The organism is Paenibacillus sp., from assembly GCF_031177825.1.
Classification (GTDB): domain Bacteria; phylum Bacillota; class Bacilli; order Paenibacillales; family YIM-B00363; genus Paenibacillus_AE.
In genome coordinates this window covers 136,144-152,980 of the sequence record NZ_JAPSKE010000007.1, presented here as the reverse complement: position 1 = coordinate 152,980, position 16,837 = coordinate 136,144, and the positions used below count along the sequence as shown (strand labels likewise).

Annotated in this window: 17 protein-coding genes; 5 read left to right on the top strand and 12 right to left on the bottom strand. The window is 60.5% G+C overall.

Annotation, left to right across the window (positions count from 1 at the left end; genetic code table 11):
- Positions 1 to 22: 22 nt before the first annotated feature.
- Complete coding sequence (locus RIN49_RS10890) at positions 23 to 772, bottom strand: pseudouridine synthase (protein WP_309120193.1); 750 nt, start codon at positions 770 to 772, stop codon at positions 23 to 25.
- Between the two features lie 105 nt (positions 773 to 877).
- Between RIN49_RS10890 and RIN49_RS10885 the strand changes: the two genes are divergently transcribed.
- Both RIN49_RS10885 and RIN49_RS10880 read left to right on the top strand, forming a co-directional pair.
- Positions 878 to 1,426 (top strand): thioredoxin family protein, encoded by a 549-nt coding sequence (locus RIN49_RS10885; protein ID WP_309120192.1) that lies wholly within the window; start codon positions 878 to 880, stop codon positions 1,424 to 1,426.
- Entirely contained in the window at positions 1,423 to 1,932 is a 510-nt protein-coding gene (locus RIN49_RS10880) for a PCYCGC motif-containing (lipo)protein (protein WP_309120191.1), read from the top strand. Before RIN49_RS10885 ends, RIN49_RS10880 begins: the two co-directional genes overlap by 4 nt.
- A gap of 62 nt (positions 1,933 to 1,994) precedes the next feature.
- Here the strand turns inward: RIN49_RS10880 and RIN49_RS10875 are convergent, their stop codons facing one another.
- Genes RIN49_RS10875 through RIN49_RS10865 form a run of 3 tightly spaced genes read right to left on the bottom strand, consistent with a single transcriptional unit; the run spans position 1,995 to position 4,378 of the window.
- A complete protein-coding gene (locus tag RIN49_RS10875) occupies positions 1,995 to 2,441 on the bottom strand; it encodes a DUF309 domain-containing protein (RefSeq protein WP_309120190.1) in 447 nt (148 codons plus the stop codon).
- Entirely contained in the window at positions 2,438 to 3,244 is an 807-nt protein-coding gene (gene yjbM / locus RIN49_RS10870; protein WP_309120189.1) for a GTP diphosphokinase, read from the bottom strand. The genes RIN49_RS10875 and yjbM overlap by 4 nt, the downstream gene beginning before the upstream one ends.
- A 45-nt stretch (positions 3,245 to 3,289) precedes the next feature.
- Entirely contained in the window at positions 3,290 to 4,378 is a 1,089-nt protein-coding gene (locus RIN49_RS10865; protein ID WP_309120188.1) for a quinone-dependent dihydroorotate dehydrogenase, read from the bottom strand.
- 162 nt (positions 4,379 to 4,540) lie between these two features.
- Between RIN49_RS10865 and RIN49_RS10860 the strand changes: the two genes are divergently transcribed.
- Complete coding sequence (locus tag RIN49_RS10860; protein WP_309120187.1) at positions 4,541 to 4,681, top strand: hypothetical protein; 141 nt, start codon at positions 4,541 to 4,543, stop codon at positions 4,679 to 4,681.
- 208 nt (positions 4,682 to 4,889) lie between these two features.
- Here the strand turns inward: RIN49_RS10860 and RIN49_RS10855 are convergent, their stop codons facing one another.
- From RIN49_RS10855 to RIN49_RS10835, 5 genes are all read right to left on the bottom strand, one after another.
- Positions 4,890 to 6,452 (bottom strand): stalk domain-containing protein, encoded by a 1,563-nt coding sequence (locus RIN49_RS10855; RefSeq protein WP_309120186.1) that lies wholly within the window; start codon positions 6,450 to 6,452, stop codon positions 4,890 to 4,892.
- Between the two features lie 19 nt (positions 6,453 to 6,471).
- Complete coding sequence (locus RIN49_RS10850; protein ID WP_309120185.1) at positions 6,472 to 8,841, bottom strand: Ig-like domain repeat protein; 2,370 nt, start codon at positions 8,839 to 8,841, stop codon at positions 6,472 to 6,474.
- Between the two features lie 155 nt (positions 8,842 to 8,996).
- Positions 8,997 to 9,233, bottom strand: a complete 237-nt coding sequence (locus RIN49_RS10845; protein WP_309120184.1) for a ferredoxin — start codon at positions 9,231 to 9,233, stop codon at positions 8,997 to 8,999.
- A gap of 73 nt (positions 9,234 to 9,306) precedes the next feature.
- Positions 9,307 to 9,795 carry a molybdopterin-guanine dinucleotide biosynthesis protein B gene (locus RIN49_RS10840; protein WP_309120183.1) on the bottom strand — a complete coding sequence of 163 codons (489 nt, stop codon included), beginning with the start codon at positions 9,793 to 9,795 and terminating at the stop codon, positions 9,307 to 9,309.
- Positions 9,792 to 11,078 carry a DNA polymerase IV gene (locus tag RIN49_RS10835; RefSeq protein ID WP_309120182.1) on the bottom strand — a complete coding sequence of 429 codons (1,287 nt, stop codon included), beginning with the start codon at positions 11,076 to 11,078 and terminating at the stop codon, positions 9,792 to 9,794. Before RIN49_RS10835 ends, RIN49_RS10840 begins: the two co-directional genes overlap by 4 nt.
- 181 nt (positions 11,079 to 11,259) lie before the next feature.
- On the opposite strand from RIN49_RS10835, the gene cimA reads away from it, so the two are divergent.
- Positions 11,260 to 12,882, top strand: a complete 1,623-nt coding sequence (cimA, locus tag RIN49_RS10830; protein ID WP_309120181.1) for a citramalate synthase — start codon at positions 11,260 to 11,262, stop codon at positions 12,880 to 12,882.
- Between the two features lie 65 nt (positions 12,883 to 12,947).
- On the opposite strand, the gene RIN49_RS10825 is transcribed toward cimA, so the two are convergent.
- Positions 12,948 to 13,484, bottom strand: coding sequence for a TlpA family protein disulfide reductase (locus RIN49_RS10825; protein ID WP_309120180.1), 537 nt, complete (start codon positions 13,482 to 13,484; stop codon positions 12,948 to 12,950).
- Between the two features lie 154 nt (positions 13,485 to 13,638).
- Between RIN49_RS10825 and RIN49_RS10820 the strand changes: the two genes are divergently transcribed.
- Positions 13,639 to 14,964: an MFS transporter gene (locus RIN49_RS10820; RefSeq protein WP_309120179.1), complete on the top strand. Its 1,326-nt coding sequence runs from the start codon at positions 13,639 to 13,641 to the stop codon at positions 14,962 to 14,964.
- Positions 14,965 to 15,032: 68 nt separating this feature from the next.
- Here RIN49_RS10820 and RIN49_RS10815 read toward each other — a convergent pair whose 3' ends face one another.
- Both RIN49_RS10815 and RIN49_RS10810 read right to left on the bottom strand, forming a co-directional pair.
- Positions 15,033 to 15,770: an exonuclease domain-containing protein gene (locus RIN49_RS10815; RefSeq protein WP_309120178.1), complete on the bottom strand. Its 738-nt coding sequence runs from the start codon at positions 15,768 to 15,770 to the stop codon at positions 15,033 to 15,035.
- Positions 15,767 to 16,834 carry a DUF294 nucleotidyltransferase-like domain-containing protein gene (locus tag RIN49_RS10810; protein WP_309120177.1) on the bottom strand — a complete coding sequence of 356 codons (1,068 nt, stop codon included), beginning with the start codon at positions 16,832 to 16,834 and terminating at the stop codon, positions 15,767 to 15,769. Before RIN49_RS10810 ends, RIN49_RS10815 begins: the two co-directional genes overlap by 4 nt.
- Positions 16,835 to 16,837 lie beyond the last annotated feature (3 nt).

Below are 16,837 nucleotides of genomic sequence, written 5' to 3'. Positions count from 1 at the left end.
TTGGCAGCGACTGCTTATGCAATCATTGTGTAGATTGTCCTGTTTGCGGCAACCCCATACGGAGATTTTCCAATTCTTCGTCCGTCAGCTCCCGAACCGCCCCGAGCGGCAGCTCCGGATCGAGCGACAGACTTCCCATCGATAGTCGCTTGAGGTATGTAACTTTCTTGCCAACCGCTTCGAACATCCGCTTCACCTGATGGAATTTCCCTTCGGTAATCGTCAGCTCGATGCGCGACGTCGGCCCGCTCTCCAGCACGGACAGCTTCGCCGGCAGCGTGACGTAGCCGTCGTCGAGCGTTACCCCGCGGGCGAACGCCTCGCCGTCCTCGGCCGTGACGACGCCCGCAATGTCCGCGTAATACGTCTTCGGCACGTGCTTCTTCGGCGACAACAGCCGGTGCGCCAGCTGGCCGTCGTTCGTGAGGAGCAGCAGCCCTTCCGTATCCTTGTCGAGCCGACCGACCGGGAACGGCTCGAACGCGGCCTGTTCGGGGGATAGCAGGTCGACCACCGTTCGATCTCGATTGTCCTCCGTCGCGGAGACGACGCCCGCCGGCTTGTGCAGCATCAGGTAGATGAACTCCCGGTAACGAACGACGGCGCCGTCGAAGGCGACTTCGTCCTTCCCCGGATCCACGGTTTCCCCGCTGTCCTTCGCCTTCCTTCCGTTGACCGCGATGCGTCCTTCCTTCGCGTATTTCCGGATTTCGCTTCTCGAGCCGTATCCGAGATGGCTTAACATTTTATCCAGCCGCAGCTTCGCGCCCATAGTTTCTCGTTCCCTTCTTTTGTCACCGAACGGTCGATAGTGGTCCGTCCACGAATGTAGTATAATGGTTTCTAAATAACTCTCAAATTTGAAGAGGTGACGGTAATGAGCAAGAAAGCATCCGCTTCCCGAGGGGGCGGTCCGAAGCAGAAGAACGTATCTCGCAAGCTGATTTTGTACTTTACGGTATTCGCGATCCTGATTGTGGCGCTCGTCGTCGTCAATCAGCAAGCGAACAAGGCGAGCAGCGACAACGTGTACGGCATTCCGACGTCGCAGCTGTCGCCGCAGACGGTCGATCTGTTGGATGACCCGAATTACCAGAACATCATCCTGCCGGACGAGTTGGATCGGAAGATCGCCGATAAGGAATCGTTCTTCCTTTATTATTTCTCTTCCACGTGCCCGTATTGCATGCAGACGACGCCGGTGCTCAACCCGATCATCGAGGATGCCGGGGTGGACGTACCGCAGTTCAACCTCGACGTATACAACGACGGCTTCGGCAAGTATCACATCGTCTATACGCCGACATTGATCTATTACGAGAACGGCGTGGAGAAGGAACGTATCGAAGGCGGCTTCGGCGCCGAAAACGACGAAGCCAAGTTCGCCGACTTCTTCGCTCGGAATAAAGGCGCGGCGCAGTCATGACGACGCGGCTGCGCTCGGTCTTCCGGCTGCCCCGGCGGGCGCTCCCGCTGACGGCGCTCGCGCTGCTCCTATTCATCGTCTTGTCCGGCTGCGCGTCGACGGCGGGCGAGGAGCACGCGGATCATAGCGGCGGACATGCCGCTCACGGCCTCCCGGACAATATCGAGGTTACCGCGTCGCCGGACGTGCTTCCGGCGTTCCTCGACAATTATACCGATACGACAAGGGACTTCTACTCGCAGGTATACGACCACATGGACGTCCTGAAGGAACTGAATTGCTATTGCGGATGCATGGAATATAACGACCCGCACGACTCGTTGTTCCGCTGCTTCATCGCCGGCGTCGACGACGACGGCGTGCATTGGACCGACCACGGCGGTTCCTGCGGCATCTGCCTCATGGAAGTCCGCGACGCCATCAAGCTGGCCGACGAAGGCAAGTCGATCGACGAGATCCGCCAGTTTATCGATTCGACGTACGGCGAAACCGCCGCCTCCACGTAAGAAGAGAGCCCCCGTAGCGCTGCTGGAAAGCGGCGACGGGGGCTTTTTCCATATCCGATCCGTTAAGCGTGCTCCTCTTCCTCGCCCGGCACGAACGCTTCGACCGCCGCGACGAGCGCGGGATCGACGATATCGATATCGAGGTCTTGGAAAGGGAACGGCGTCTCCTCATGCCGCAGCAGCCTCTCCAAGTGCGATTTCGCGTCCGTCAGGAGCCGATCGAGACGAATGCCGAGTACGATCGCTTCGTTGCCTTCCAACTTGCGAATCGCCGCCGACAGCAGCTTGACGCCGCCGTCGATATTGCCGTTGCGGTGATGGTATAAGCCGACCGCGACCTGCAGCAGTCCTTGGTACAACGGGTCCCGCGCCTCCTCGAGCCACAGCTGCTCCATGACCTCGTGGCACTCGAAGTAGTCCCGCTCCCGGTTGAAGTACGCGACGAAGGCGACGTACAACGGGTCGTAAGCCGGGGGAGCGCCACTTCCGGCTCTTGTCCCCGCCGTCACGATCGATTCTCCTTCTTCGCCAGCAGCAGCGCGGCCTCGACTTGCTCCGACAGCTCCCGCAGCCGCCAAGGGTCGTCCTCGACGCCCCACAGCTCGCTGAAGCGGTTTTGGAATTGCTGCGCTTCCTTCGCCCGGTTATAGAAGTACAACTGCTGGATGTCGTTCAACACCTGGCTGACGCGCGACGACTGATCCTCGAACAGCTTCTGCGCTTCGACGATTTCCTCGCGGATTTGCGACATCTCTTCGTCCAGCTTGAACGCCGCTTCGGCGGCGCTCTGCAGCCGGTCACGAATGTGCTCGGGCAGGTTGCCCCGGAACTTGTAGCTGAGCGAATGCTCGATCGTCGCCCAGAAATTCATCGCGAGCGTGCGGATTTGCAGCTCCGCCAAGATCGCCTTCATGCCGAGCGCCGTCTGCACCGGGTATTCGACGATGATATGGTAGCTGCGGTATCCGCTCGGCTTATTGTTCTTAATGTAATCCTTCTCGTAGAGCACCCGCATATCCTTGCGAGCTCGAATCAACTCCGCCATCTGATCGATGTCGGCGACGAACTGGCACATGATGCGGATGCCCGCGATATCCTCGATGCCCGTCTCCAGCTTATCCATCGGCACGCTCAGCCGCTTCGCCTTCTCCAAGATGCTGGAGACCCGCTTCACGCGTCCCGTCACGAATTCGATCGGCGAATATTCCTCGCGCTTCTTCATCTCGACGCGCATCGTCTTGAACTTCACTTTCAATTCTTCCACGGCTTGATCGTAGGGGATCAGGAATTTTCCCCAGTCTCTTCCGTCCATCCGTCGCCACCTCCTATCGCCGTCCGGGCAACCGTCCGCCCCTCGTTATCGGCCTACCGCTTCGGAGACGCTTCGAAACCCGTCCGCCAGCGCCAGCGTCCGCACGCCTTCGGCCAACCGGCGAACCAAGCCCGGGCCTTCGTATATCAGCGCCGTGTACACTTGCACCAACGAGGCGCCCGCCCGTATCTTTTCATATGCGTCCTCGGGGGTAAAAATGCCGCCAGACCCGATGATCGGGAGTCCGCCCCGCGTCTCGCGATAGACGTCCCGGATGACTTCGGTGGAGCGCTGCTTGAGGGGTTTGCCGCTGAGGCCTCCCGCTTCGCTCGCATGCCGATGCGAGGCGACCGGTTCGCGGGCCAGCGTCGTATTCGTCGCGACCAAGCCGTCGACGCTAGACGCGACGACCGCCGCCACCGTATCGGCGAGCTGCTCGTCCGTCAGGTCGGGCGCGATCTTAACGAGTACCGGCTTCTTCGCCGCGCCGGGCCGCGCCGTCGACAGCGTATCGCGGGCCGCCGCCACCGCCTGCAGCAGCGCGCGCATCTCGTCGCCCTGCTGCAAGCTGCGCAGCCCGGGCGTATTCGGCGAGCTGACGTTCACTACGAATGCGTGGCCATGCTCGTACAACGTCTTCAGATTGCTGACGTAATCGTCCGCCGCCATCTCGTTCGGCGTCGTCTTGTTCTTGCCGATATTGACGAACAGCGGCACCGGCATCCGGGCGCGAGCGAGACTCGCCGCCATCGCCTCCGCGCCGACGTTATTGAAGCCCATCCGATTGATGAGCGCTTCGTGCTCCTTCAGACGGAACAACCGCGGTTGTTCGTTGCCGGGTTGTCCGACGGGCGTCACCGTCCCGACCTCCACGAAGCCGAAGCCCATGGCCGCGAACGCTTCCGCCGCGGTGCCGTTCTTATCGAGTCCGGCGGACAAGCCGATCGGATTCGGAAATTTCAGACCGCATACTTCGGTCGCTAGCTCGGCGTATTTCGGCACGCCGTACATCGCGCGCAGCGCCTCCAAGGCGCCCGGCACGCGCGTCGCCGCCGTCAGTCCGCCGATAGTCAGATGATGCGCCCGCTCCGGATCGAGACGAAACAGCACCGATTTGGCGATGGAATACAACATATGGCTTCTACCTGCTTTCTCCGACTCTTTTCCCTATCTCCTTAGTGTAAAAGTTTTTCCAAGAAAAAGAAAGCGGCGCGTTCCTCTCGTTGAAAAGGTTGTCGAAACCGTTTACAATGAGAGTACAATACAACCTACCCCATCCGAAGGAGAGAAGAGGCTATGGCCAAGCGCAAGACGCTCCAGCCGCTGCGGAAACCGAAGAAAGATGAAGGCAATCCCAAGGCGCTTAAGATTGCCGGCATCTCGCTCGGCGTACTGCTCGTACTCTTGATTGCGCTCGTCATCTTCGTGAACAATTAATCTCGGCTATATAGAGCCGCCGCCATGCGGGGCACGGTCCGTCGAACGGGTTTCGTTCGACGGACTTTTTTCGTTGGCGGCGCATCGGTGCCGACCTGCCGCGTTCGGTCGCAAGGCGCTGCGCGTTCGGCCCCCGTTTTGCGCCCGCCGCCTCCCCCCGAACAACAAAAAAAAGGTCGCCCCATCCGCTGGAGCGACCTTCCCGCTGCTACTCTCTCAGAATGACCGTCGTCGACGCGCCGTGCCAATCGACGTCGACGCCGACCTGCTCGGCGAAAAATCGAACCGGCACGTACGTACGGCCGTCCGCGACGTACGGCGCCGCGTCGATCTCCGTCGTCGTCGTCACGCCGTCCGCCGTCTGTCTCACTTCGTGAGCGCCGATCGTAAGTCGAATCGTGCCGCTCGCGCCGGACAAGACGATATCGTTGCCCTCGAACGCGACTTCATAGCCCATCGCCTCCGCGATCGCCCGCACCGGCACCATCGTCCGGTTCGAACGCAGCTCCGGCTTCGCATCGAACGAGACCGCATTGTTGTTGAACAATACGCGGATCTCGCCGTTCGCCGCCCACCCGTTCGGAAGCTCGTAAAACTCGACTCTACGAATCTTGTTATTATACGTGTCCGAGACGTACAAGCTGCCGTCCGCGCCGATCGCGACGTCGGACGGATAATCGACCATCGCTCTCTGATCGATGCCGTTCGCGATGCCGTACTCCCCGTCGACGTTGCCGACGACCGTGACGACCTTGCCGTCCTTCAAATACCGGATGCTGTGGTTTAAGCTGTCCGCGATGTACAGACCGCCTTCCGCGTCTACCGCCAGCCCCTTCGGGCTGTAAAATCTTGCGTCGGCGGCCGCTCCGTCGACGTAGAAGCCTTCTACGTACAACGCATCCTTCGCGTACCGGCCGCCGCCGGCGACCGTCGTCACCGTGCCCGCGGCGAAGTCGATATATCGAATGCGCTGATTGCCGGTGTCGCTTACGTATAGATTCCCTTCGGCATCCAACGCCAGTCCCGTCGGTTCGTTAAACAACGCTTCCGCGATCGGTCCGTCCTTGAAGTCGCCCGCTTCCTCGACGACGCCTTCGAACGCCTCGACCGCCCGCTTGGACAACGCGTTCAGCGTCGTCACGTTGCCTGCCGCGTCGATCTTGCGGATCGCGTGATTCAACGTATCCGCTACATAGACGGTGCCGTCTCTCGCGACCGCGACGTCCGACGGCGAATCGAACGCCGCTTCCGCTCCCGCGCCGTCTTTGTAGCCGAGCACGCCATTGCCCGCGATGGTCGACACCGCGCCGTTCGCGGCGATCTTGCGAATGGCGTGATTGCCCTTGTCCGCCACGTAGACGTTGCCGCTCGCATCGGCGGCCAGGCCCGCCGGACTCCAGAAGAAGCTCAGTTCGCGAACACCGTCCTGCAGCGCGCCCGCCGGCAAGCCCGCGTCGTCGAACAAGACCGTAACCTCCACGCCGGCATAGCCGGACACGTTCCCGCCTTTCATCTGGCGGATGCGGTGGTTGCCGGTATCCGCGACGAGCAGAGATCCGTCCCTCAGCGCCAATACCGCGCCCGGATGCCGGAACGACGCTTCCGCCGCCGCTCCGTTCAGCTCGTCGAACTCCCCGCTGCCCGCGACGTCGAACGACTCGATCAAGGGCCGGCCTTCCGGCGAATAGATCGCCGCGTTCGCGCCGGCCGCTCCCCCGAAGAGAAGCGCCGCCGCGAGGGTGCTAAGACTTAAGGTTCGAATGATTTTCATATAATCTCCTTATGAGTCCTTAGTAGGTCCAAGAATACGTTGCTGCCGGCACATAAGACGTCCCGTCTTCGAACACGAATTGCGCATAGACGTACTGGAACAACTCCGGGTCGCCGATGCCGGACGGTTTCGTAAACTTGAGCGTCGCCATCGTCTCGTCCTCGTCGAACGCGACCGCGGTTCCGCTGCCGTACAATGTCAAGGAGTAGATTTGCTCGCGCAGCTCCTGCCCGCTTTCGTTCACGCCGTCGACGTATCGGAGCACCTCGGCCGTCTGCTCCGGGAACTTATCCGCCGTGTAATACGTCGAGTTCGTCGGAAGCGCCGGGCTCACCGTTCTTCCGCTGACGAAATGAAGCTGCATGCCGTACAGCTTCTTCGCGCCCGTGAAGTTATCGAGCTTCACCGCGATATCGAAGCCGTTCGTCGTATCCGTCTTCGCCAGCGTCAACTCCGGTGAAGCCGGCGTCGGCGACACGATGTCGTGCGTAAACGTCTTTTCGTTCCCGACATATAGAGCCGTATCGCTAGGTTTATAGACCGCTCTATACGTCTTCGTCGTCGGCGCCGTCGCGTTCGGCTTCAGTTCGAACGAAGTCGCCCCCGAAACTAGCGTCTTCTCGCCGATCTTTAAGGAGCTATCGTACAGCTCGACCGTGCCGACCGGCGTGCCGGTGCCCGGCGAAGTCGCGGCGACCGTAACGCCGAGCGTGAACGTCGCGCCGATCGCGGACGAAGTCGGTCCTTCGACGGTCATCGTCGTCGCGCTCTTCACCTTCAGCGACTGCGAGAAGGACGTGCTGCTTTCAAGAGAACCCATCCCCGGATAGATGGCGTTCACTGCATGCGTGCCCATCGGGAACGTCGTCAAGCTTTGCGCCGCCGTCAGGCTCAGTACGGCCTTGCCGCCGGACGTCGTCGCCGTGCCGATCGAAGTCGCGCCTTTGCGGAACGTCACCGTGGCGCCGTCCGGAACCGCGTTGCCGGTGATGTTATTTTTCACGCTGGCGGTGATCGTAATCGCTTCCCCTACGACCAGCTCGCTCTTGCTCAGCTCGACCGTCGTCGTCGTCGCGGTCCGGTCGTCCGACGACGAATCAGGCTGCTGGGTAGGCTGCGTCGGCGTCGTCGGGGCTTTCCCGGTTTCCTGCTGCTGCTTCTCTTGCTCCTTCTGCTCTACCCGCTGCTGAAGCGCGTCGCGCTGCTGCTGGGACAGCTGCTGTAGGAGGCGGTCCGTCGCTTCCTGCTTCTTCTGCTCTTGCGCTTGTTGGTTCGCTTGCTGCTGCTGCTGCGCCGCTTGTTGAATTTGTTGAATCAATGACGCGTTATTGTTCGTGACTTCCGACTTCTTCTCTTCCTTCTGCTGCACCTGCTGCTGCTTTCTCTCTTCCGCCCGCTGCCGCTGCTGCTCGCGCTGCCGCTCCGCCGAGGGATCGACCCCCGCCGTCCGGTCGATCGGCGGCACGTCCCGGTTCAAGTCGTATTGCCGATCCTGATCCGAAATCCCTTGGTTGGCGGCTTCGATAATGTCTTGCGTTTCTTCCTCGTCGATCGTTCCGGTGTCCACGGCCGTCTTCAAGATGTTGAACAACGCATTCTCGACGTTAGATCTATATCGGTCTAGAGCTTCCTGCTCTTCCAATCTCAACGTGCCTTCTTGACTCGCGTCGCCGGTTTCCGAGAGATCGTTCAAGATTTCTTCGTTCTCCTCGTCGATCAACGTCTTGTTCTTCAACAGCGCCTCGATGACGCTCTTGTCCGCTTGCTTGACGATTTCCGACGGATCCACGTACGATACGCCGGCCTCCGGCGGTGCGTCCGGATATATAGTAATCTGCTGCGCAGGAAGCAGCAGCGTCGAATCCTCTTGTCCCGGACTTGCCGCCTCGACCTTGCCGGCGCTGACGAACATCGTCGGAAGACCGGTGATCGGATCGATCGAAACCGTAAAGTGCGTGCCTCGCACGCCCATGACCGCCGTCGGCGTCTCTACCTTATATGTACTGCTGGAGCCCGTAATTTTCTCTACCTTACTGTACATCGAGCCGGCCCACGTCTTCACGGCCGTATCGCTGCCGCCCGCCTTGTCCTTCAGCTTGGACAGCGTACCGTTCCAAGTATCCCCTAATACCACTTCGTCGTCCCGGTCGGCGACCTTCAGCGTCACGCTGCCGCCCTTCTCGACCTTCAGCTTATCGCCTTCGTTCAGGCCCATACCGTCGAATACCCGAATCTCCTTCGTCCCGCCGGCCTTCGTCACCTTCACGGTTCCGGTCACGTCGGTTACCAAGGCGAATCGCGTAGACGCGCCGAGGGCCGTACCGCCGAACATGCCGAACACAAGGGTGAAAACCAATAACGTTATTGCCCATTGCTTCGCTCTTCTCACAGTTTCGTCCTCCTACCCTATCGGCGTTGAGTATGAAACGCCCATCTTTCATTTTACGGTGTTAAAGACAAGTCCGCAATACAATCTTTGCACGCAAAAAACCTCCCCCCGCTTGATCGGAGGAAGGTCTGACTTCCATATGGAACTTGGAAAAATCAGTTGTCGAACGGGTTGTCTTGGACCTTGATCGAGTCCGTCGGGCAACCGTCGGATGCGTCTTGAAGATCGTCGTACAGGTCTTCCGGAATTTCCGTAACGCCGCGGTTGTTATCGCCGTCGTAGATGACTTCGGCCAACCCTTCGTCGTCGTAATCGTAAATGTCCGGGGCAGTCGCACCGCAAGCGCCGCACGCGATGCAGGTTTCTTTATCTACCCACGTGTACTTTGCCATGAATAATTCCTCCCTATTCTCATCCCTTGGTTGCAAGCCTCATTTGTCATCATAATACAACCCGGCCCAAAATTCAAACGATATCGGACGAATCCCCTCGCAGGAACCGGCGTTCCAGCTCGTCGACTAAGTCGTCGAGTTCATGGAAGTAGTATACCGGTAAGCCTGCGTCGTTATCTTTGGAAAACGACCCCTTCGTCACGGCGGCGACGACCGGCGCGAGCGCGTCCGTCAGCAGCGCGGCTTGTTCTTCCGTGCGGAACACGAACACCTTCGGCGCGCCGGAACGGATCAGGCCGTCGGCGACGACGACGTCGAACCGCCGGTCCGGATCGAAATCCCCGCCCGCCGGACCTTCCGCCCCGGCGACGAATCGGACGTCGGCGGCGCCGGCGATCGAGAACTTCTCGCGAATCGCTTCGTCTTCCTCGTCCGCTTCCGCGACCGACAGAACCTTCAATCCTCTAGTATGAAAATAACGCGTCACCTGCGAGGCCAACGTCGTCTTCCCGCTGTCCGGATGTCCGACGAACGCGATGACCGGGGTCTCCTTTACGCTCATTCCTCTTCGTTCCCTTCTAGATGATCCATCTGCAGCGAGGTGCCTCGTTCCTTCTTATTTCGGATGCGGGAAGCCGGATCGTCGCCGAGCATGCCCGCCGTCAAGATGGCGCTCTCTCCGTACTTGTCCCGAATGCGGTCCATCACGGTAGTGAGTTCCGCTTTCTTCGGCTGCTCCCGATACTCGAACAGATCGAGCTGCATCGGGACGTCGTCCTTCTCCCGCAAGTTCTGACAGGCGACGCCGAGCAGCCGCACCGGCGCGCGATCGGGCCAATGCTTCTCGAACAACGCGCATGCCGCGCGATGCACGACCGCCGCCTCGTCCGTAGGGGCCGGCAGCGTGACGGCTCTCGTGATCGTCTTCATGTCCGGCCGGCGAATCGTGATCTGGACCGTGGAGGCGATCAACCCCTTGCGCCGGAGCCGCCGCGTCACCTGATCCGCCAAATTCAGCAGCACCCTCCGCGCCTCGCCCGGCTCCGTGACGTCCTCCGGCAGCGTCACCGTGTGGCCGACCGACTTCGCCTGCTCCCGCTCGGCGTTCACCGGCGCGTCGTCCCGTCCGTTCGCGGCGCGCTTCAGCCATCGGCCGACGGTGCCGAAATGCGCGACGAGGAACCCTTCCTCGGCTTCGGCCAGCGCGCCGAGCGTCCGGATGCCGAGCCGTTCCAACTTCGCGGCCGTCTTCGAGCCGATGCCGTGCAGCTCGTCGCAGGGCCGAGGCCAGAGCACCCTCGGCACGTCCCGCAGCCGCAGCACCGTCAGCCCGTTCGGCTTCTTCATGTCGGACGCCGTCTTCGCCAGCAGCTTGTTCGGCGCGACGCCGATCGAGCACGGCAGGCCGAGCTCCTCGCGAATGCGCCGCTGCAGCTCGCCCGCGATCGCGAGCGGCGGGCCGAACTGCTTGGAGCCGGTAATATCGACGTAGCATTCGTCGATCGACACCGGCTCCACGAGCGGCGACACGCTCTCCACGATGCGCAGGAACGCAAGCGAGTAGCTGCGGTACAAGTCGAAGTCGGGCTTCAGCAGAATCAGCCCGGGGCACAGGCGCGTCGCCTCCCGTACGGTCATGCCCGTCTTGACGCCTCTCGCCCGCGCCGGGTACGACGACGTCACGACGATGCCCTTGCGCGCCTCCGCGCTGCCCGCGACCGCCGTCGGCTTGCCGCGGTACAGCTCCGGCTCCGCCGCCTCGTGCACGGAGCAGTAGAAGGCGTTCATGTCGATATGCAATATGACTCTCCCGCTCTTGGGATATGCGTCTTCGTTGACCATCATCTCACCCTAACCTGCAAAAAACGACTCTTCCAGGCTGCTGATTTCAGCATACTCGCGAGCCCGCCGCCCGGTCAAGCGCGCGCCCTTCGAGGAAAAAGGATATTCCAACCTTGCAAACCGTGCTATAATATTCGAAATCGCTGCAATACGGAAACTTGGATACGCAAGGGAGGACGCCGGAATGCCGCAACAAGTAACGATCTTCGACACGACGTTACGCGATGGGACCCAAGGCGAGGGAGTCAGTCTTACCGTCGAAGACAAATTGAAAATCGCCGCCAAGTTGGACGACTTGGGCATTCATTATATTGAAGGCGGATGGCCGGGAAGCAACGGGAAAGACATCGAATTTTTCAAACGGGTCGCTTCGCTGTCCCTGAAGCACGCGAAGGTGACCGCGTTCGGCAGCACGCGCCGCAAGGGCGTCAAGCCCGAAGAGGACGGCAACCTGAACGCCATCCTCGAGTCGGGCGTCCGCGTCGCCACGATCTTCGGCAAGTCTTGGGACTTCCAAGTGACGACGGCGCTGCAGACGACGCTCGAAGAAAACGAAGCGATGATATACGATTCCGTCCGCTACTTGAAGGAGCAAGGGCTCGAAGTCATCTACGACGCCGAGCACTTCTTCGACGGCTACAAGAACAATAGAGATTACGCGCTCGCGACGATCCGCAAGGCGGAGGCGGCCGGCGCCGACTGGATCGTGCTGTGCGACACGAACGGCGGCTCGATGCCCGGCGAAATTTCGGCGATCGTCCAAGACGTCGTCGCCTCGGTGAGGACGGCGATCGGCATCCACGCTCATAACGACTGCGAGCTCGGCGTCGCCAATTCGCTCGCGGCGGTGCAAGCCGGCGCCCGGCAAGTTCAAGGCACGTTCAACGGCCTCGGCGAGCGGTGCGGGAACGCGAACCTCGTGTCCGTCATCCCGAACTTACAGCTCAAGCTCGGCGGCTTCCGCTGCGTCTCCGACGAACAGCTCGCGACGCTGACCAGCGCCGCGCGGTACGTCAGCGAGATCGCCAACGTCAGCATGCCGGTCAATCAGCCGTACGTCGGCAGCGCGGCGTTCGCGCACAAGGGCGGCATCCACGTCTCGGCGGTGCTGCGGCACTCGAAGACGTATGAGCACATCGAGCCGGAGCTCGTCGGCAATCGCCAACGGGTGCTCGTCTCGGAGCTCGCCGGCCAGAGCAATCTCGTGTTCAAGGCGCAGGAGATGAACCTCGACTTCGACCTCGAGAACGAATCGACGAAGCGGCTCATCCAGACGATCAAAGACATGGAGCATCGCGGGTATCAATTCGAAGGAGCCGACGCTTCGCTCGAGCTGCTCATCCGCAAAGCCTACGACAAGCAGGAGAACGTCTTTACGATCGAGTCGTTCAAGCTGCTCGTCGAGAAGACCGGCGACAATCCGGTCGCGTCCGAAGCGATCGTCAAGGTAAAGGTCCACGGCGAGACGGTGTATACGGCGGCGGAAGGCAACGGGCCGGTCAACGCGCTCGACAATGCGCTGCGCAAGGCGCTGGAGACGTATTACCCGGACATCCGCGACATTCACCTGACGGATTATAAGGTGCGCGTCATCAACGAGAAGGATGCGACCGCGGCGAAGGTGCGCGTCTTGATCGAATCGTCCGACTTCGACGCGAGCTGGAACACGGTCGGCGTCAGCGAGAACGTCATCGAAGCGAGCTGGGAAGCGATTCTCGACAGCATCCGGTACGCGTTGATCGGACGTACGGTCGTACTGGACAATCGCGAAGGGAAGCACGAACGCATCGGCATCGTCAATCATTGACCGCATAGACACGAGAAGGCCGTCCTTCGGAGCGCGAATCGCTTCGCGAAGGACGGCCTTCTTGTTTAGCTTTCCAGCAGTTTCTTCAATCTCCGTTCGAATTCCTCGTGCCCCGGCAGACCGATCACGATATCCCGCACGACGCCGTGCCGATCGACGAAGAACGACGTCGGATACCCCGGCACTTGGTACAGCTTGAACGCGACGCTCTTCTCGTCGAGCAGCGTCGGGAATTCGTATTTGTATTGTTTCACGAACGCTTGCACGCTCGCCATTTCGTCGTATTCGAGTCCGTTCACGCCATAGATGTCGAGTCGGTCCTTGTACTTCTCGTACAAATCCGACAAGATCGGCGCCTCCATCCGGCACGGATCGCACCAAGACGCCCAGAAGTTGACGATGACGGGCTTCTCCCGTTCGCCTCTGCCGATGCCGAGCGTCCCGCCGTCGAGCGTCTTCAGCTCGAACGAAGGGGCCAAATAACCGATCTTCGGCGCTTCTTCCGTCGGCAGCGCGGCCGTCTCCGCCGTCGCGAACTGCTGAATGATCGCGAGCCCCGCGAGCAGGAGGACGATCGCAAGCGCGAGCACCGTTTTCCTCATGTGATCCCACCCTTTCCTTCCATATATATTACCCGTTTCCTCGGAAAACTTCCAACCCCCCGCTCCGCTCGGATTGCCAACGGTTTCCCCGAATGTCACCTTCCCGCGGCGGGTACATTAGGATCATTCTTCTTTCAGAGGAGTCGATTCGACGTTGGAAAAGACGAAGACGCGCAAGCTGAACATCACGTTCCAGAGCGATATGGAAGCGGAAGAACATCCGCGCGAAGCCGCGTCCGAAGGCGGAGGAGGCAAGGCGGGCGCCAAAGGCAAGATCTGGGAATTCATCGCGATCGCCAGCATCCCGCTGGTGCTCGTTCTGGGCAACTCGATGCTGGTGCCGATTCTGCCCGACATGCAGCGCGAGATGAATATCAGCGATTTCAAGAGCAGCTTGGTCATTACGCTGTTCTCCGTCACCGCCGGCGTCTTCATTCCCGTGGTCGGTTATTTGTCCGACCGCTTCGGACGGAAGGCCATCATTATCCCGGCGCTGATCGTGTACGGAGCCGCGGGCGTTCTTGCCGGCTTCGGCGCGGTGTGGGGTTCATACAGCGTGGTGATCTGGGCGCGGGCGCTGCAAGGACTCGGAGCGGCCGGGACGGCGCCGATCGCGATGGCGCTCGTCGGAGACATGTATAACGGCGCGACGGAATCGAAGGTGCTCGGATTAACGGAAGCGTCCAACGGATTCGGCAAGGTTATCAGTCCGATTCTCGGCGCCGCGTTGGCGTTGATCGTATGGCACGCGCCGTTCTTCGCGTTCCCGATCTTCTGCGTCCTGTCGCTGCTCGCCGTGATGTTCCTGATCAAGGAGCCGAAGGAGAAGACGAGCAAGAAGGAACCGGTCGGACAATATTTGCGCACGGTCGGACATATTATTAAGGAGAAGGGTCGTTGGCTCGTGACGTCGTTCTTCGCGGGAAGCCTCGCCTTGTTTACCTTGTTCGGCATTCTGTTTTATTTGTCCGAAATTTTGGAAGAGAAGCCGTATAATCTCGACGGCGTCATCAAGGGGCTTGTGCTCGCCATCCCGCTCGCGGGACTCGTCATCACTTCGTACACGACGGGCGCCGTCATTAAGAAGAACGGGACGTTGATGCGCTGGCTCATGAATATCGGTCTGACGCTGTCCACCGTGTCGCTCGGACTAACGCTCGTTTGGAACAAGGAGCACCTGATCGCGTTCATGAGCCTTATTACCCTAAGCAGCGTGGGAACCGGCTTGTTGCTTCCGTGTCTCAATACGATGATCACCGGTTCCGTCCAGAAGAGCCAGCGGGGGATGATCACCTCGATTTACAACAGCCTCCGGTTTCTCGGGGTCGCCGCAGGCCCGCCGTTAATCGGATACTTAATGGAAGAGAACGAAAACATCGTCTTCATCATGCTTTCGGCGTTGGCGCTGATCGCGCTCTGCCTCGTGTTTTTCCTCGTCAGGCCGGAGCCGAACATCGCTCGCAAGCCGCAGAAAACATGAAATGCGAAACAGAGCCCTTCCTCGGCCGAGATCGACGTGGAGGGGCTCCGTTTTCGTTATCGAACATCTTACGTTTGGCTCAAATACGCGTATAATTCCCCGAGCGTATGGATGTTCCGGTCCCGCACGCGACTTAGAAACGACACCCACAGCTGCGCGGTCATGCGGGAATCCTCCAACGCGTGGTGGCGGGTCGTAACCGGGATGCCATGCTCCTCGAGCAGCGCGTCCAGCGAGTAGTCCTGGCGCTTCGGCTCCAGCCACTTCGCGATCATGATCGTGTCCAGCACGCGATGCGTCATGTGCACCTTCGAGGTTCGCCACAACGCAGCATTCAAGAACTGCTTGTCGTGCGCAGACGCATGCGCCACGAGAATGCGCCGATCCACGAATTCGAAAAACCGTCGCAGTCCTTCCATCACGCTCGGCGCTTCGCGCACGTCGTCCGCCGTAATGCCCGTCAGCGTCTCGATGTTCGGCGGAATCGAGCGCTCCGGGTTGACGAGCGTATAGAACGTCTCCTGCTCCCGGATTTCGGCGCCCTTCACCGCGATCGCCCCGAACGATAAAATTTCGTCGCCGCCGCCCGCATGGAACCCCGTCGTCTCGAGGTCGAACACGACGACCTCGACCTCGGATAACGGCGTCTCCATAATGAAGTCCTTCCGCTGCCGCTTCATGACCTGCCGAAGGAACGCCATCTGCTGCGCGTTCTGCGGGTTAAAGACGGAGTTGATCGCCGGCGTGATGCCGCCCATCTTATACAGAGACCACATGCCCGTCGGGGGTCGATTCTGATCCTTCATAGATGCCCCTCCGTACCGAACGTCTTCTTCACCTTGCGCTGCAGCTCCGCGCCGACGCGCAAGGCGTCCTTCAACTCTCGCTTCACGTCTTTCGTGAGCAGCTTCGCGGATAAGACGCCTCTCGTCGTATACTTGCCGTCCTCGATGCGGAACGGCGTCAACGCCCGGAACTTCAGCACCGTGCGGAACGCCTCCTTCCAATCCCGAACCGAATCGGGCCGCATCCCTTCGCACTTCGCGAGCGCGTCGATTCGCTCCAGCGTCGACGTCGCCGGAATGCGATGCGCGAGGGAAAGCAGCCGGATCGCATTCACCATCGGGATGTAAGCGCCGTATTTGATGTCGATGCCGCCGGCGTCCTCCCCATACGGCTCCGTCAGCAGATTGCCCAAGAACCCGACCAGTACCTTATAACGCAGCGTGTTCTGCACCATGCGCGGCAATATCGTCGAACGATGCGCCTCGATCCGGCTCGCGAGTTCGGTTCGCAGCGCGGACGCGAGAAATTCGTTGCCGTAGATCGGTCGCGCGTCGGCCAAGATCAACAGATGCCTCACCGTCTCGAACTCCGGCGTCTCGATCCAAGAATGCAGCGTCTCCCGCCAGGCGGTCGTCGTGCGGCGCCAGGCCGGATTCGTAACGAGCACGTCGCCTTCGCAAGGCGGGTATCCGACCGTCTCGAGCGAAGCGCGGAACGCCGCGCCGAGCTCGTCCATGTATCGTTCCGCCTCCGCGGGATCGGCGCCCGACTTCGGCTCGTAGACGATCCCGTTATCCTGATCGCTCCACAGCGTCTGCTCTTTCCTTCCTCCGCTCCCGAAGAGCAATACCGCAAACGAAGAAACGGGCGGAACGCCCGGATAGGACGCTCGAACCCGTTCTTCGGCAATGGCTAACGTTCTGCGGATGAAGGCGTCGTGCAGCCGGTTGATCGTCTCCGCCGCTTCGACGCCGCCCGTCGGAGCGGCGCCGAATGCATCGTGGACGTCGTCTCTGAGCGATCGCAGGTCGGCCAAAGCCATCGCTTGCGACGCTTCGCGCTCTTTTTCCAACCATTGATGCATGCA

What these genes read in the sequence shown, in the direction of transcription:
- RIN49_RS10835 (WP_309120182.1), bottom strand. Translation starts at nt 11,078, where the DNA reads ATGATGGTCAACGAAGACGCATATCCCAAGAGCGGGAGAGTCATATTG.
- yjbM (WP_309120189.1), bottom strand. Translation starts at nt 3,244, where the DNA reads ATGGACGGAAGAGACTGGGGAAAATTCCTGATCCCCTACGATCAAGCC.
- RIN49_RS10860 (WP_309120187.1), top strand. Translation starts at nt 4,541, where the DNA reads ATGGCCAAGCGCAAGACGCTCCAGCCGCTGCGGAAACCGAAGAAAGAT.
- RIN49_RS10840 (WP_309120183.1), bottom strand. Translation starts at nt 9,795, where the DNA reads ATGAGCGTAAAGGAGACCCCGGTCATCGCGTTCGTCGGACATCCGGAC.
- RIN49_RS10865 (WP_309120188.1), bottom strand. Translation starts at nt 4,378, where the DNA reads ATGTTGTATTCCATCGCCAAATCGGTGCTGTTTCGTCTCGATCCGGAG.
- RIN49_RS10880 (WP_309120191.1), top strand. Translation starts at nt 1,423, where the DNA reads ATGACGACGCGGCTGCGCTCGGTCTTCCGGCTGCCCCGGCGGGCGCTC.
- RIN49_RS10855 (WP_309120186.1), bottom strand. Translation starts at nt 6,452, where the DNA reads ATGAAAATCATTCGAACCTTAAGTCTTAGCACCCTCGCGGCGGCGCTT.
- cimA (WP_309120181.1), top strand. Translation starts at nt 11,260, where the DNA reads ATGCCGCAACAAGTAACGATCTTCGACACGACGTTACGCGATGGGACC.
- RIN49_RS10810 (WP_309120177.1), bottom strand. Translation starts at nt 16,834, where the DNA reads ATGCATCAATGGTTGGAAAAAGAGCGCGAAGCGTCGCAAGCGATGGCT.
- RIN49_RS10825 (WP_309120180.1), bottom strand. Translation starts at nt 13,484, where the DNA reads ATGAGGAAAACGGTGCTCGCGCTTGCGATCGTCCTCCTGCTCGCGGGG.
- RIN49_RS10815 (WP_309120178.1), bottom strand. Translation starts at nt 15,770, where the DNA reads ATGAAGGATCAGAATCGACCCCCGACGGGCATGTGGTCTCTGTATAAG.
- RIN49_RS10845 (WP_309120184.1), bottom strand. Translation starts at nt 9,233, where the DNA reads ATGGCAAAGTACACGTGGGTAGATAAAGAAACCTGCATCGCGTGCGGC.
- RIN49_RS10890 (WP_309120193.1), bottom strand. Translation starts at nt 772, where the DNA reads ATGGGCGCGAAGCTGCGGCTGGATAAAATGTTAAGCCATCTCGGATAC.
- RIN49_RS10885 (WP_309120192.1), top strand. Translation starts at nt 878, where the DNA reads ATGAGCAAGAAAGCATCCGCTTCCCGAGGGGGCGGTCCGAAGCAGAAG.